Source organism: Candidatus Pantoea multigeneris, assembly GCF_011752615.1.
GTDB classification, from domain to species: Bacteria; Pseudomonadota; Gammaproteobacteria; order Enterobacterales; family Enterobacteriaceae; genus Pantoea; species Pantoea multigeneris.
The window spans coordinates 225,428-241,657 of the sequence record NZ_VWXF01000001.1 but is presented as its reverse complement, the minus strand read 5'-3'; the positions used below and the strand labels follow the sequence as shown (position 1 = coordinate 241,657).

The following is a 16,230-nucleotide window of genomic DNA, read 5'->3' as shown; positions in this document are numbered from 1 at the left end:
CATCATTCTTTATTCCAATTAAAAACGAGACCTTACATGTCAGAAATCAGCCGTGCCGTTCTGTTCGGCAAACTTGATAGCTTACTGTTTCGCGCTCTGGAGAGTGCCACCGCGTTTTGCAAACTGCGCGGTAATCCGTATGTAGAGCTGGTGCACTGGTTGCATCAGTTGCTTCAGCAGTCGGAGGGTGACCTACAGCTTGTGATTCGCCATTTTCAGCTTGATGAAACGGCGCTAACCCGTGATGTGGTGGCGGCACTTGAGCGCCTGCCTCGCGGGGCTACGGCCATTTCCGATCTCTCTTCCCATATCGACAGTGCGGTAGAGCGTGCCTGGGTAAACAGCTCACTGCAGTACAACAGCGGCAAAATCCGGGGCGGCCACCTGCTGCTCGGCATCCTGAACACCTATAGTTTGTCCAGCCAACTGACGGCGATTTCGGCTGAATTTAACCGTATCAATGCAGCGCAGTTGGCGGCACAGTTTGCCACGCTGCTGGCGAGCAGTGCGGAGTCTGCGGAAGCGGCTACCGCCAGTAATGAACCTTCAGCCAAGGTTCCTCAGAGCGAAAGTGCCCTGGCACGTTATGGCCAGGATCTCACGGCTCAGGCACGCAGCGGAAAAATTGATCCGGTGGTAGGGCGCGATGATGAGATCCGCCAGATGATCGATATCCTGATGCGTCGCCGTCAGAATAACCCGCTACTTACGGGAGAAGCCGGTGTGGGTAAAACCGCAGTGGTAGAGGGATTGGCATTGCGCATTGCGGCCGGTGAAGTCCCGCCACCGTTGCAAGAGGTGCAGCTGTGGCTACTGGACATTGGCCTGTTGCAGGCTGGCGCAGGCATGAAAGGGGAGTTTGAGGCGCGTCTGCAAAGCCTGATTAACGAAGTGCAATCAAGCCCGGTCCCGGTGATTCTGTTTATCGATGAGATCCACACCCTGGTGGGGGCGGGTGGTCAACAGGGCACGGGAGATGCCGCCAATCTGATGAAACCTGCACTGGCACGTGGCCAACTGCGTACCATTGGCGCCACCACCTGGGCTGAATATAAAAAGTATATTGAGAAAGATCCGGCACTGACACGACGTTTCCAGACCGTGCAGGTGCAGGAGCCTGATGAAGAGAAGGCGGTGCTGATGTTACGCAGCACCGTGGCCGCGCTGGAGAAACATCACCGCGTGTTGTTGTTAGATGAGGCGGTTACGGCAGCGGTGCGCTTATCGCATCGCTACATTCCGGCGCGTCAACTGCCGGATAAAGCCGTTGCGCTGCTGGATACCGCCTGTGCGCGTGTAGCGGTCAGCCAGAGTGCACGTCCGGCGCAGTTGGAAGCTTGTGACAGGCAGATTGCCGCCCTGGATGTCGAGCTTGATATTGCCACGCGTGAAGCGCGAGTGGGTTGTGGTGATGCCGGGCGTATTGCGCAGTTGCAGCAAGCGCGCATTGAGGTTGTGGATGAGCAAGCGGCACTCGAGCAGCGCTGGCAGCAGGAGCGCGATCAGGTGGATGCGATCATCGCCCTGCGCGCGTCACTGACCGAGCAGGAAGATGGCGCCGTGCAACAACAGTTACGCACCGCCCAACAGGCACTGGCTGAACTCCAGGGTGAAACGCCGCTGTTGTTTGCCGCCGTAGATGCCACTGTGGTGGGCGCGGTCGTCGCCGACTGGACCGGTATTCCGGTAGGTCGCATGTTGAAAAACGAAATTGATGCGGTGTTGCAACTGGCGGATACGCTCAACAGCCGGGTGATTGGTCAGCGTCATGCGCTGGAGTCAATCGCCCGGAGAGTACAGACTTCACGCGCACGGTTGGACGATCCGAATAAACCGGTCGGCGTATTTATGCTGTGCGGCCCTTCCGGTGTGGGTAAAACCGAGACGGCGCTGGCGCTGGCGGAAAGCCTGTATGGCGGTGAGCAGAACGTCATCACTATCAACATGAGTGAGTTCCAGGAGGCGCACACGGTTTCAACGCTGAAAGGCGCACCGCCAGGTTACGTAGGATATGGCGAAGGCGGTGTACTGACCGAAGCCGTACGGCGTCGCCCCTACAGCGTGGTGTTGCTGGATGAGATCGAGAAGGCCCACCCGGATGTACATGAAATCTTCTTCCAGGTCTTTGATAAAGGCTGGATGGAAGATGGTGAAGGGCGGCGTATTGATTTCCGTAACACGCTGATTATTCTCACTTCAAACGTAGGAACCTCTCTGGTGAGTGCGCTCTGCGCCGACCCAGAGCTGATGCCAGAGCCAGAAGCGCTGTCTCAGGCACTGCGCACACCGTTGCTTGAAGTGTTCCCTCCAGCATTACTCGGACGCTTGCTGGTGGTGCCTTATTACCCGCTGAGCGACAGCATGCTGGCTGAAATTGTGCGGCTGCAGTTAGGGCGCATAACCCGACGCTTGCAGGAGAACCACAACGTCGAGGCGCATATTGATGAGGCGGTGATTACGCAAATTGTCTCGCGCTGTACCGAAGTGGAATCTGGCGGTCGTATGATCGATGCCATTCTTACCAATACTCTGTTGCCACAGATGAGCCGCTTATTGCTCAGTGCTGCGGTGCAGGCAACTACCTATCGCCAGCTACATGTCACGCTGCAGCAGGGCGAGTTTCACTGTCAGTTTGAGGCCTGAGGCCTGTAGCCAGAAGAGATTTGTCTACTATGTCAGAAATCGATAATAAAAAAGCACGGCCTAACGCACTGCCGGTGGGCTACCGCTTCAACGAGTTTGAGATCAAAGAGGTGATTGGCGGCGGTGGGTTTGGCATCGTCTATCGCGCCTGGGATCATCAACTGGAACGCACCATTGCGATCAAAGAGTTTATGCCAGCCTCATTGGCTGTGCGCAGCGATAACCTGAACCTGGTGTTGCGCAGCGAGCGCTTCAGCAAATCTTTCCATGCCGGATTAAACAGCTTCATTCAGGAAGCGCGTTTGCTGGCGCGTTTTAACCACCCGAACATGCTACACGTGATGCGCTTCTGGGTGCAGAACGATACCGCTTACATGGGTACCCAGTTTTACAGCGGGACAACGCTGTCACAGCTGGCGCAGGAGCGACCAGAGGTCATCAATGAAGCCTTTATTCGCGATATGCTGCCACCGCTGATTGGCGCTATCCGCGTGATTCACTCTGAGGGCTATCTTCACCGCGACATCTCGCTGGATAACATTCAGATTCAGGCCAATATGCGTCCGGTATTGCTTGATTTCGGTTCCGCGCGCAAGGCGATTGGCAACCTGAACGATGAAACTGAAACCATGTTGAAGCCGGGCTTCGCGCCGATTGAACAATACAGTGATAACAATGAGAGTGAGCAGGGCGCATGGACCGATATCTATGCGCTGGGTGCGGTGCTGCATACCTTGATTACCGGGACGCCACCGCCAGTGAGCGTGGTACGCAGTATCGAAGATAACTATCAGCCGTTAGCCCAGCGTCGCCCAGAGGGTTACTCACTGCCGCTGTTACACGCCATCGATCAGATGCTGGCGCTCTATCCAGCCGGGCGTCCTCAGGATATGGATCAGCTGGCGCATCTGCTCCAGTTGAGTGACGGCGATATCAATGAAAGCCTGTTGGCGCGTCCTGGTGGATTGGGCACCATGCTGGTGCCGGTAAAAGAGGAAGAACCCGCAGAGGCGCAGCCAGAGAAAACCGAACCCTGGCGGCGTTGGCTGTGGCCAGGGCTGGTTGCCGCTGGCGTGGTGGTTGGCGTGGGTATTGGTGCCCTGGTTGCCGGAGGTGGCAAATCAGCACCGGAGCCGACGGCAGCTGCCCCAGTGAGTGCACCAGCAGCCAGTTCGCTGGCGGCCACACCGGTTGCGGCTGAAGTACCACCACCACCGGCCAAGCCCATGGCGCAAGTCTATGTACGAATGCAGCAAGGCGACGCGCTGTTACTTAACGGTGAGAAGCAGTCAGCAACACCGGCGACCAACGGTTTCGCCCAGTTGCAACTGCCACGCGGTGATTACCTGATTGCCGTGACGCACGACAGCGCCACACGACAACAGAAACTGACCATTAATCAGGAAGGTGTCTGGATCGTAACGCCGCAGTAAGTCTCGCTATCACGCAGCACCTCAGGGTGCTGCGATTTTCTTGCCTAACACATCACGATAAAAGCAGAGCTCAATCTGTATAAAACCTGCCCCCACGCTAACGCCATTCGGCGCTGTGGCTCATCGCAAAACCCTCAGTGTGCATAAACACGTTTATTTCAAATAGCACCTGAACCCGCTGATTATTGTTACCTTCCGGACATTCGCTGTGTTTAATCGTATTTAATCTGCAAGGAATCTCATGATTGATTTAAGAAAATCTGAAGCTGAACTGACTGCCTATGCGCAGCGCTATCTGCAAGCTATTCCCGTATTACCTGGGCAAAGTGCCCCTTCACTGGCGTATCTGCCTCAACCGTTGGCATTTTCAGGCGCACGCTGGATGCAATCCGTTCCACAATCGATCAGTGAGGCACAAGCGCTGGACAAGGCCCAGGGTGCCTTGCTCGGTCTGGCGATTGCGGATGCGGTAGGGACTACGCTGGAGTTTCTACCGCGCGATAAACAACATGTCCATGACATGGTAGGAGGAGGGCCGTTTAACCTGCAAGTCGGCGAGTGGACAGACGATACCTCCATGGCGCTGTGTCTGGCGCAAACTTACCTCGAAGCCGGTGATTGTGATATCACGCTATTTCGTCAAAAACTGGTGAGTTGGTATAAGCATGGCACGAACAGCGTTAACGGCGTCTGTTTTGATATCGGCAATGCAACACGCCATGCGCTAGATCAGTTCATCCTACAGGGGCCGGGTTGGGCCGGGAATACGGCAGCGGAAACGGCCGGAAATGCGGCGGTCATTCGCCATGCGCCTACCGCCATTTTCCGCCGCAAATCTTTTATTGCTGGCTGGAATGATGCGCGCTTACAAAGCATTGCCACACACGGTGCCACGGAGTCGATCAGCGGCTGCCAACTGTTTAACGTTATTTTGCATCATCTACTCAATGGGCAGAATAAACAGCAAAGCTTTGCGCCACATTCAATGCCCGCAGTGCTGCGCGTCACGCTGATTAATGCCGGTGAGTACAAACAGAAATCCCGCGATCAAATTCGCTCTTCCGGGTATGTGATTGATACGCTTGAAGCTGCACTATGGGCAGTCTGGCAGACGGACAACTTCAAAGATGCAGTGTTACTGGCGGCGAATCTGGCTGATGATGCCGATAGCGTAGCCGCAACGGCCGGGCAGTTGGCTGGAGCTCTGTATGGGTTATCCGGTATCCCGACAGAGTGGGTTAAAAAAGTCGCTCAGAGAGAGGAAATACTTTCACTGGCTGAGCAACTGTTCTCACGTGCCCCGTAGCGAAGGGCAAATAATCGCTGGGCAGGATCAGGCTGATCCTGGTATAAAAACGCCTGAAAGCAGGGAGATAATCATGAACAATGACACCGCAGTAGATTATGTTGAGCGTGCATTACGCCTGGCACAAAAAAGAGCGGCAATGATGAAAACCATCACCGGCGGTGCAGCACTTGAGCCTATGTATGATTCAATTGTGAATCAGCTTATTTTCCTCAGTGCACTGCTGTCCGGTCAGGAGAACGATAAAAGTAAAATTCACACCATGACCATCGGAATATATGCAGCCAAAGAGTTTGCCGAAACCGACCCAATCTTTGCCGATCGCCTGTTCAGCGCCAGTTTTATTGCCGATCAGATCGGCAGAGGATTGAAAGTCAGATTACCGCATACGCTGGAAGAGGGTTATGAAGCCGAACAGCACCAGTTACAAAAAACCTTTCCCGATGATTTTGATGTCTGACTTTCGCGCATTTCGTCGCTGTTAATCGCACTCAGACAGGGGGAGTACCCTCTTTCGAGCACAGGACCTGTCCTGCTCAAAAACGCCCCGTCTGACCCGTGCCGCTCACCTGGGCATTGCAGACGTGATGTCTTGCAAATTCAGACGATAAAATGCGCAAATAACTCTTTGAAAACAGGTGCTTTTGCTTGTCGCACCGCGCAGAGCAGGCCTTTCAGACTTGTCACCCGGTTGAGCAAAAAGTTAACATAGGTACATGCAAACTTTGCACCTTTGAGCCATTTTCTGACGAAAGTCATCAGTTAAAGCGCAGATACGCCACTCTATTCAGGATGAATAAAGATCATGTTCGATCGCATTAGTGCCACGCTGCCGACAGGGGCTGAATCCCTGTTATTCTGGCAATTACAGGGCGATGAAATCGTCTCCCGCTCCTTTACTTTCTCGCTGAGCCTGCTCAGTACCGAGGCCCGGATTGACCGTAGCACGCTGCTGGGCAAACCGGTCACCATCAATATCCCGACGCAGAACCTGCAAAACCCTACACGTTATCTTAACGGCAAGGTGACCGGGATACGCGTCAACAGCGCTGACGTCAATGGTGCGCGCTATGTGCACTATCAGCTCGAGGTGGAGTCCGATTTGTGGCCGCTGAAGCGAGACCGCAACCAGCGCATCTTCCAGAATCAGCGGGTGCCGGACATTGTTGCCAGCGTACTGCGCGACTATGGCGTCAATCTGGAAGACCGTCTGACCGGTAGCTATCGCGTATGGGAATACTGTGTGCAGTATCAGGAGTCGAGCTATGACTTTATCTCGCGGCTGATGGAGCTGGAAGGTATCTACTACTTCTTTGAACACAGCGCGGACAAACATACGCTGGTGCTGGTGGATGCGCCCGCCACACACAAAACGTTCACCGGCTATGAAACCATTGCTTATCACGCTACGCCCTCCGGCGGTTCAACCAGCGAGCAGGGGATTGGCCAGTGGGCGATCTCTGAACGGGTGACGCCAGGGCTGTACAGCACGGATGACTACGACTTCCGCAAACCGTATGCGTGGATGCTGCAAGCGCGACAGAACCCCGTGTCGCCACAGCCAGGCAACATCGATTATTACGAATGGCCAGGCCATTTTGTCGATCACTCGCACGCAGAGCATTACGCGCAGGTCCGTCAGGAGGAGTGGCAGGCTGAGCATCAGCGGGTGGATGCCACGGCAACAGCGCTGGGCGTTGTGCCGGGCTGCACGTTTGAGTTAACCACACCGCCGTTTGCCAGTGATGCTGGAAACTATCTGGTGATGAGCGCGCGCTATCAGTTCCAGGAGAACAGCTACAGCAGCGGTAATGCGGAAAGCGTACACCGCATCGATTTTGTCGTGATCCCGGCGGCTACCCAGTTCCGCCCGGCACAGCGCACGCCATGGCCGCGTACCCATGGTCCGCAGACGGCTCGCGTCATGGGGCCGGAAGGCCAGTCAATCTGGACCGATCAATATGGCCGGGTAAAGGTGAAATTCCACTGGGACCGCCTGGGCAAAGAAGATGATACCAGCTCATGCTGGGTGCGTGTTTCCAGTGCCTGGGCTGGTCAGGGCTTCGGTGGCATTCAAATTCCCCGCGTGCAGGATGAAGTGGTGGTGGACTTTGTGAACGGCGATCCCGACCGCCCAATCATTACCGGACGCGTCTATAACGACGCGAAAATGCCGCCGTGGGCGCTGCCAGCCGCAGCCACTCAGATGGGCTTCCTGAGCCGCAGTAAAGATGGCACGCCGGAAAATGCCAATGCGTTGCGCTTTGAGGATAAGAAAGGCGAAGAGCAGCTGTGGGTGCAGGCCGAACGCGACATGGACGTCAACGTTAAGCAGAACTCCAGCCGGGGTGTGGGGGGCAATGAATCCCACTTCGTCGCGGGTGATGCGCTATGGCGTATTGCATCCAACCGAAGGGAAGCCGTACAGGGCGATGATACGCACCTGACTGGCGGCAATCGCTTAGATGAGAGTGTCGGTGTTCATGTGATCGGCTCCAGTGCTGGGCTGCGTCTGGAGTGTGGCGATAGCGTGCTGGAGATGACGCCGGATGGTACTTTCAATCTTTATGGTAAAGCCTTTAATTTGCGCGTGGACGGCAACGGCAACATCACCACCAACGGGGGTGAATTAAAAATCAATGGTGACTCTCCGCCAGAACCGCCGAAAGTGCCCGGTGAAGATGCGCACAAGGCAAGCAACGAGAAGGCGGTTAAAGATTTGTTCCCTTCAGACGAAGAGTAATAAATACCGCCGTCATCTTTGTGTGGCGGCGGGTTATCTGTGGGCCATTGTCTCGCCGTTTAGTATTGAGCGTAATAATTATCATTTTCTTCTCATGTAGATCTTAACCACTTATGAAAGCAAAACATCTGCTGACCACGCTTGCCCTGGCATTGACCGCCGCGCTGCCTGCACTGGCTTCCGCCACGACCTATCCCCTCACCGTCACCGATATTGACCAACATCAGGTGACCATTGAGCACGAGCCACAACGGATTATTTTGCAGGATGGGCGCGATATTCTTAGCCTGGCGCTGCTGGATCGTGATGACCCGTTCAAGCGCGTGGTGGCCTGGAATAACTTGCCGAAAAAGCAGGACAGTGAAACCTGGGATCTGCTGCGCAAAAAATGGCCGGAAGCGGAAAAAATCCTTGACATGGGCTTCTCCGACCAGGGTGAAGTGAATCTGGAAACGGTGATTGCCCGCCATCCAGACCTGATGATTGCCCAACTGCGGGCTAAACCTGCGCTGGAACAAACCGGTGTGTTACGCCAACTGGCGGCGCTGAAAATTCCGGTACTGTTCGTGGATGATGAACTGCATGCGGTGAAAGATACTGCGGCCAGTATCCGTCTGTTAGGCAAAGTCCTGAATCAGGAAGCGAATGCCAACGCCTATGCTGACTACTATGACCAGCATATGCAGCGGATTACCCAGACCGCCGAACAGGCGAGTAAAAAACCGCTGGTGTTTATCGAACCGATCGCCGGGATTACTGAAGATGCCTGCTGCTTCACCCATTCCCACAGCGGTTGGGGTGGTTTGGTCGAAGCCGCAGGGGGGAAAAATATCGGTTCTGAACTGCTGCCAGGTGCCGTGGGCTTTATTTCCCCTGAAAAGATCATCAGCCTGAACCCGGACTTCTACATCATGACCGGCTCTAAGCGTGGCGGCAAAGGCAGCGGTGTCTTGCCATTTGGTTACAACACCGACAGCAGCGCTATCAAAGCCACCTTTGAGCGCCTAAGCCAGCGTAATGGGGTGAAAGAGATCCCTGCGGTGAAACAGGGCCACGTCTTTGGCCTCTATCACCACTTCTATAACCATCCTTACAACATTGTTGGGCTGGAGTTGCTGAGCAAAGCGTTTTACCCGCAGCAGATGGCCGATGTTGATCCGCTGGCGGATTATCACTACATCATTCGTACCTTTACCCACCTGCCTGATGCACCGATTAACCTGAGCTATTCGGCGGCATCAAAACCATAACTTCGTTCCACCCGGCAAATTCGGGTGGTGAAGCTCTGGTACCATTTTTCCCTGCCAAGACGCTGCGCCATAAGATGGGCAGCGTTTTTCTTCCAATTCTGAATATCTTCCACGGTCTGCCAATAAGAAACGGTAATGCCGATAGTTTCCCGCGCTGACTCGACGCCAAGAAAACCCGGCTGCTGTTGGGCCAACTGCACCATTTGTTGTGCCATGTCGCCATAGCCTTCATCGGTTTCAGTGCGCGTTGAGGTAAAAATCACCGCGTAATAGGGAGGGTTAGGGAGCTGCAGCATAGCAAATTCAACATCCTGTTTAGCAAATGAGAATTAGCTTTACCATAGATTGTGCAGGGTTAATAGTCGCTGTTAACGTCCTCGGCAGCCGAACGCAGGATTCGCCATAGGATGAAAGCACACAGTGCAATCACACCGCCGATAATGGCAATCCACATGGTTTGTTCTCCCGAAACCGAATATTGTACCGGCATTGAGTGCAGTTACGCTGGAAGGCTAAGTATAACGATTGGTTATTGCAGTGTATGACTGCGCCAAAACAAAACGTTACAAGCCTTGTCCTGGCGTTGAACGGAATTATGCCTTCAGAGGCTGCAACGCCCGGTAAACAGGACGGCGATCTTCTATACTTGATCTCGTTACCGGCTGCGATAATCACGGGATCGGATATGAATTATCAATTTCTGCGGGGAGATAACTGGCGACACATTTGGGTGGTCGGTGATCTTCACGGCTGTCGTGCGCAGCTTGATGCTGCACTTCAGGCCAGACATTTTGATACAGATGAAGATCTGCTGATTTCGGTAGGTGACCTGATTGATCGTGGGCCAGACAGCCCAGGCTGCCTGGATTTACTGCAACAGCCGTGGTTCCGTGCGGTGCGGGGGAATCATGAAGAGATGGCGCTGGCGGCGATTAACCACAACGAAATTTTGCACTGGATGATGAACGGAGGTGAGTGGTTCTGGCAACTACAGGGCAGTGCCTTGATCAGTACGCGGCATGCCCTGAAACGCTGTGCTGAATTACCGCTGGTGCTGCACCTGCAACGTGAAAATGACATTGTGGTGATTGCTCATGCGGATTACCCCGCCAGCCACTATGCATGGGAACACGAACTCGACTGGCAGCAGGTAATGTGGGGACGCAATCGCATTAACCACCTGATGCAGGGAGAGGGCGAGGGGATAGCCGGGGCGCAGGCTTTTTACTTTGGCCATACGCCGCTCCAGCGACCGCTGCATCGCGCCAATCTACATTACATTGATACTGGCGCAGTTTTTGGCAACGGCCTGACGCTGGAACAGCTGCAATAAAGGCTTAGCGGAAGAGTCGACCATCGCGCACTAACTCACGCGGATAGCTATTTTTAATGCGGCTGTTAACGCGTTTTGCCAACCCTAACGGCTGTTGATGCAGCGTTACCACCATTTCATCCAGCGGAGGCGTGTTCTCCGGGTGGATATCCCGTCCACGGAACCACTCTTCCGCTTCTGCTTCGGTCAGGCCATAACAGTTGTCCGCACTGCCCGATGCCAGCGCCACAACAGCTTCATGCTGCCAGCGGTATCCCTTCGCGAAGGTTTCCGCTAACCGCAGACCAATACGGGAAAAACGGACTTTGTTGAGCAACGGCTCGGCTTCTCGTGGGAACAACCACAGCTCTTTATCCCGCTCCCACAGCGCTAAGTTGTCTGGCCAGGCGAGACCAACTTGTTTGGCGGCAGCGTAAACTTCCGCCTGCAATTTGCGTGTTGCCGGGAAGAAAGGCAGTTTGCCCAGCTTATACGTTGGCGCGGGGAGAGCCGCGACTTCCGCCGTTTTACGTAACCGCGCGACGAAGAAACCTTCACTGTCGAACAGCTGTGGGAAGACGTGCAGGAAGCCTTCCGGCGTCACGGCTTTTTCCGCGCCGGTGAACAGATCATCCAGCGGTTCGATGCTCACGGCATCAGGGTATTCAGCCAGCAGCCAGGCGACAACCTGCTGGTTTTCAATCTGGTTCAGCGTACAGGTTGAGTAAATTAACGTGCCACCCGGTTTTAGCGCGTGGAATGCGCTGGCGATCAGATCGCGCTGTGTGGCTGCAATCTCGTGCGTGCTCTCCAGCGACCAGTTTTTTAATGCATCCTGATCTTTACGCATCACACCTTCACCGGAGCAGGGGGCATCCAGCAGAATGGCATCAAACTGTTGCGGCAACGCTGCGCCAAAAACGCGGGCATCAAAATGGGTTAACGCGCAGTTACTGACGCCGCAGCGGCTGATGTTGGCATGTAACACTTTCACCCGACTAGCGGAGTACTCATTGGCCACAATCAGCCCCTGGTTATTCATCTTTGCCGCAATTTGGGTGGTTTTAGAGCCAGGCGCGGCCGCCATATCCATCACCTGAGTTGGTTCAGGGCAACCGGCAAACAGTGCGCTGACCGGTAACATGGAGCTGGCTTCCTGAATGTAGAACAGCCCAGAGAGGTGTTCAGCCACGCTGCCTAATGGCAGGCTCTCATCTTCACGCTCGATCCAGAAGCCTTCTGCACACCACGGAATGGGGGTTAAGCGCCAGCCGTAGTGGGCGGTTTGTGCTAAGAAGTCCGCTACGCTGATCTTCAACGTATTGATACGCAAACTGCGGCGTAAAGGCTGGAAGCAAATGGCGTTAAAACGTGCGAATTCAGCCTCATCAGGCAGAGCCTGACGCATCAGGGTGAGGAAATCAGGGGGAAAGCGTAAAGACGAATCAGCCACAGCAAGGTTCCAGTCAGGACAAAGGCGGCAAGTTTATCATGTCAGCTAACGCCCGGGCAGAGAATCTGCCCGGGAACGTCAGGAAGGATCAGTTTTGATGCGGATCGGGGATGGCGGTGCCCCAACTGCGCCACTCTTTCGGTGCTTCATCTTGCAACAGGAAGTGCTTGTCCGGTGAAGCTTGTGGTGCCAGCGGCACGGTCGGCGGTGTTGCAAACTGAATGCCGCCACGGATGAACTGCTGGAATGTCCCGGTTTTCACCACGCCGCCAATCAGGCCAAAGTTCAGATCGTAACCGGATGCCAGCCAGAACACCGAGTTGTTACGCACCAGATGCTGATATTTCTTGCTGATACGCAACGCAACCTGCACGCGGTCCGCCATATTGCCCAGTGACGTCCCGGTAACCGTCCCGACTTCCACGCCACGGAACAGCACTGGCGTACCCAGCGAAAGCGATCCGGCTTCGGTAGCATCGACATAAATATTCAGCCCGTTCAGGTAGCGCGCATCGGTGATGGTGCTCTCCTGAAGATAGAAGTTACGTTCCTGTCCGCCCTTACCTGGATCGACATTCACGTACGGCTGTAACAGGCTCTCCAGATGATTCACACCAGCCGGTGAGATTTCGGGTGCCACCACGGAGAAGCTGCTGCCACTGCGGGCAAAGTCCTGCACGTATTCCGGATACAGCACCGCTTTGGCAATCACCTGGTTGTTATCGCTGCTGAGCGCCAGGGATTCGACCTGGCCTACGTTGATACCCAGATAACGAATCGGCATCCCGGCAGAGAGTTTGCTGCCGTCATAGGTGTGCAGCGTAATCTGGCTACCCACGGCACGCGCAGCGGTTTCCGAGGAGTAGAGCACCCGTTTGGCATTGCGCGCGACCTGGGCACCTTTGAGGTTGTCAAAACTGATGGCACCGCGTAATGCCCGGTTGATCGGCGAGGCCTGAACCGTCAGGCCGCTGCCGTTGAGCTGCACCTTGGCGCCGCCTTCAGCCCAGAATACGCTCTCTGAGGTCAGTAATTTACGGTACTCAGGGCGGATATGTACTGCGATATCAAAGGCATCTGCCCGTGGGGTTACGTTTACCACTTCGCCCACCTCAAATTTACGGTACAGCACCACAGAACCGGTCTGCACATCTGGCAGGCTGGCTGCGGTTAGCATCAGCGTAGTGCCAGGCCGATCGCCGGTGATGCCTTCCTGCGCTTTTTCGGCATCGGCATACAGCGGATATTCAGCCTTGCTGGTACCGATGCTGCCGGGATCAAGGCGTATGCCGCCGTTAACCCATTCGCTGGCGCTGGCACCCAGCACCTGCATGCCATCGAGGCCAAATTTCACATTCAGGCGGCTGTTAACGATAAATTTACTGTCGCCATGGACCAACTGGCGATATTGCGACTGAACCGCGACCACAAAGTGAATGCCATCCGCCGCCAGTTCGCGGGAAATAACCTGCCCAATTTGCATCCCGTGCAGCATCAGCGGCTGTCCGGCATCAATACCGAAGCTGTCTGGCGCGGTGAGTTTAACCGTCAATACATCCGGCTGCTGCAATAACGATTCATCTGCTGCTAACACCGTAAAGTGGTCCTGCGCCGGGCCTTCACCGGGCACCAGCACCAGCGTATTTCCGGTTAACAGGCTGCTGAGGCTGGTATCCGTCAGGCTGATTTTCGGGCTGTGCATTTCAATGCGCGTACCGCTACGCATTAAGTCGGTGACGGAAGGATCAATCGTCAATTCGCCGTTGACTTTACCGCCCGGCAGCAGGTTGAGTTTGGTCAAGGTGCCCACTTCCAGCCCTTGGTAGAGCAGTGGCGTGCGTCCCGCTTTGAGATTATTACCATTTGGCAGATCGAGGGTAATGTTGACCCCGCGCTGGCTATGGGAGAGATCCGGGTAGAGCGTGTAATTTTGATCCGCCTTTGCAGGCTGGCCGTCAGAGGGGGAGTCAAAGGCAATCGCCCCATTGACCAGCGCCGACAGGCTTTCCAGCTGGACTTTAGCACCGCTCAGACTGACATCGGCATTCAGCCCGGAGACGTTCCAGAAACGGCTGTTGCTCTTCACCAGGTTAGTGAAGCGGCGATCAACAAGCACATCTACCGTCACACCGTTGCTGCCGTTGTTGATGCTGTAGTCATAGACGCGGCCCACCGGAATCTTACGGTAGTACACCAGAGAACCGGTATTCAGTGACCCCAAATCCGGGGCGTGCAGATGCACCAGCAGTTCACCGGTATTCACGCGATACTTCGGCTGGGTATCCAGCGCGGTGAAGTTATCCCGCGGGTTACCTTTACCGGGCATCATACCGATGTAGTTACCGCCCACCAGCGCGTCCAGTCCGGAGACCCCCGCCAAAGAGGCTTTGGGTGTGACCAGCCAGAACTGGGTATTATCGCGCAGCGCCTCACGCATATCGCTCTTGATACTGGCCTTGATCTGAATGCTGCGATAGTCATCACTCAGCACAATGCCTTGCACCGTGCCCACTTCCACCCCCTGATAGCGAATCGGGGTGCGGCCCGGCACAATGCCGTCCGCGGTCTGGAAGTTGATGGTGATCACCGTTCCGCGATCCTGGTAATTGGTCCAGAGCAGCCAGCCTGCGATCAGCATCGCAATGACAGGCAGCAGCCAGAAGGGCGAAACCTTACGCTTATTGCGCACGTTAGCGCTAGTCGGTGTAGTCGGCGTTTCCTGTTGCATGTGCATCCCAAATCAGTCGGCTATCAAGCCATTCAACAGCCAGAATCGTCAGGATCACTGCTGAGCCAAAGTAAAACGCAGCAGGTCCCATGGTAAAAGCCAGTAGCTGGTCACGGTTAACCAGCGACATGGTAAGCGAAATGACAAACAGATCCAGCATTGACCAGCGTCCCACCCAGGTCACCACGCGCAGCAGTCGAATGCGGGTTTTTAACCCCTGTTCACAGCGGAAATGAATGCTAATTAACAGCGTCAGCATCACCAGTACTTTGGTAAACGGCACCAGAATACTGGCAATAAAGACCACAGCGGCAACGGGTACGTTGCCATTAGCCAGCGAAAGAATCCCCGAGAGAATGGTGTCATCGCGGCGAGCGCCGTTGACATACACGATCGAGATGGGCATCAGATTCGCCGGAATCAGTAGCACAATGGACGCGATCAGGGCCGCCCAGGATTTTTGCAGGCTGTGTCGGCGGCGGAAATCCAACGGGGTATGGCAACGAGGACAACGACCGCGATCGTCCGGGGTGCTGGTGTGATGACAATTAAGGCACACCTGAAGCTTTTCCACCGGCACGTTGGCGGGCGGCTGGGGATAAAAACGCTCCCAAAGCTGTTCCACGTTGAGATGAATCAGCGTCAGCAGGCTCAGTAAGGTGAGGGCAATAAACGCAACCAGCCCATAGCCGGCATCTAAATCGGCGTAGTCCTGGACTTTGATCGAGGCAATCGCGACACCCACCAGATAGATATCCAGCATCACCCACTCTTTGAGCTTATCCAGCATCAGCAACACGGGGCGCAGGTTCATGCCAAGCCGTTCACCCAGCCACAGATAGAGAATCGAGGCGACCAGCGTAACCGGGGCACCCACCGCACAAAATGCCACCATTGAGGCGGTCAGCACATTGCCCTGTTGTGTCATTTGAATGATGCCTTCAATGACACTGGCGTTAATGCGTTGACCTAACAGGCGAATATCCACCAGCGGCAGGGAAAAGGCGAACGGCATCAACACAATCATCGCCACGGCCATGGCGGTTAGCCCGGTCATCGACCAGTCACGGCCGCTGGAAATCTTTGCCTGGCAGCGCGGACAGTAGCAGGACTGATGGGATTTAACATCCGGTAAGGAAAAAAGGGTATCGCATTGCGGGCAACGCTGATAACGTGCGGGGGGCAACGCTTCGGTGATGGCTTGAATTTTCATAAAGAGTGCGATCTCAGCCCATTGCTCGTGACGGATTCTGGTTTACATCAGCCACAATCCATAATGAAGCGACGTTGCAACTGGTGCTCGGCTTTCTGGGCCACAGACAGATAAGGGTATAGTAACTAACGGATTGATTCACCTTGTTG

Annotated in this window: 11 protein-coding genes; 7 read left to right on the top strand and 4 right to left on the bottom strand. The window is 55.0% G+C overall.

Annotation, left to right across the window (positions count from 1 at the left end; translation table 11 throughout):
- Window positions 1-36 precede the first annotated feature (36 nt).
- The 6 genes from tssH (at window position 37) to F3J40_RS01065 (ending at window position 9,375) form a co-directional block, all read left to right on the top strand.
- Window positions 37-2,643: a type VI secretion system ATPase TssH gene (gene tssH, locus F3J40_RS01090; protein ID WP_167012101.1), complete on the top strand. Its 2,607-nt coding sequence runs from the start codon at window positions 37-39 to the stop codon at window positions 2,641-2,643.
- 29 nt (window positions 2,644-2,672) lie between these two features.
- On the top strand, window positions 2,673-4,076 hold the full coding sequence (locus F3J40_RS01085) for a serine/threonine protein kinase (RefSeq protein ID WP_167012099.1): 1,404 nt from the start codon (window positions 2,673-2,675) through the stop codon (window positions 4,074-4,076).
- A gap of 241 nt (window positions 4,077-4,317) precedes the next feature.
- Window positions 4,318-5,382, top strand: a complete 1,065-nt coding sequence (gene tri1 / locus F3J40_RS01080; protein ID WP_167012097.1) for an ADP-ribosylarginine hydrolase Tri1 — start codon at window positions 4,318-4,320, stop codon at window positions 5,380-5,382.
- Window positions 5,383-5,455: 73 nt separating this feature from the next.
- The gene (locus tag F3J40_RS01075; protein ID WP_167012095.1) at window positions 5,456-5,842 is read left to right on the top strand and encodes an immunity protein Tsi6 family protein; all 387 of its coding nucleotides are present in this window, start codon (window positions 5,456-5,458) and stop codon (window positions 5,840-5,842) included.
- A gap of 345 nt (window positions 5,843-6,187) precedes the next feature.
- Window positions 6,188-8,125, top strand: a complete 1,938-nt coding sequence (locus F3J40_RS01070) for a type VI secretion system Vgr family protein (protein ID WP_167012093.1) — start codon at window positions 6,188-6,190, stop codon at window positions 8,123-8,125.
- A gap of 113 nt (window positions 8,126-8,238) precedes the next feature.
- On the top strand, window positions 8,239-9,375 hold the full coding sequence (locus tag F3J40_RS01065) for an ABC transporter substrate-binding protein (protein ID WP_167012091.1): 1,137 nt from the start codon (window positions 8,239-8,241) through the stop codon (window positions 9,373-9,375).
- Here the strand turns inward: F3J40_RS01065 and F3J40_RS01060 are convergent.
- A complete protein-coding gene (locus tag F3J40_RS01060; protein ID WP_167012089.1) occupies window positions 9,351-9,671 on the bottom strand; it encodes an antibiotic biosynthesis monooxygenase family protein in 321 nt (106 codons plus the stop codon). The two genes, F3J40_RS01065 and F3J40_RS01060, sit on opposite strands and share 25 nt — an antisense overlap.
- A 389-nt stretch (window positions 9,672-10,060) precedes the next feature.
- Between F3J40_RS01060 and F3J40_RS01055 the strand changes: the two genes are divergently transcribed.
- Window positions 10,061-10,708 carry a metallophosphoesterase gene (locus F3J40_RS01055; RefSeq protein ID WP_167012087.1) on the top strand — a complete coding sequence of 216 codons (648 nt, stop codon included), beginning with the start codon at window positions 10,061-10,063 and terminating at the stop codon, window positions 10,706-10,708.
- A 4-nt stretch (window positions 10,709-10,712) separates the two neighbouring features.
- Here the strand turns inward: F3J40_RS01055 and rsmF are convergent, their stop codons facing one another.
- The 3 genes from rsmF to yebS form a co-directional block, all read right to left on the bottom strand.
- Window positions 10,713-12,140, bottom strand: coding sequence for a 16S rRNA (cytosine(1407)-C(5))-methyltransferase RsmF (gene rsmF, locus F3J40_RS01050; RefSeq protein ID WP_167012085.1), 1,428 nt, complete (start codon window positions 12,138-12,140; stop codon window positions 10,713-10,715).
- A gap of 88 nt (window positions 12,141-12,228) precedes the next feature.
- Window positions 12,229-14,868: a PqiB family protein gene (locus F3J40_RS01045; RefSeq protein WP_167012083.1), complete on the bottom strand. Its 2,640-nt coding sequence runs from the start codon at window positions 14,866-14,868 to the stop codon at window positions 12,229-12,231.
- Entirely contained in the window at window positions 14,837-16,081 is a 1,245-nt protein-coding gene (gene yebS, locus F3J40_RS01040; protein WP_167012081.1) for a membrane integrity lipid transport subunit YebS, read from the bottom strand. The genes F3J40_RS01045 and yebS overlap by 32 nt, the downstream gene beginning before the upstream one ends.
- Window positions 16,082-16,230: the final 149 nt, after the last annotated feature.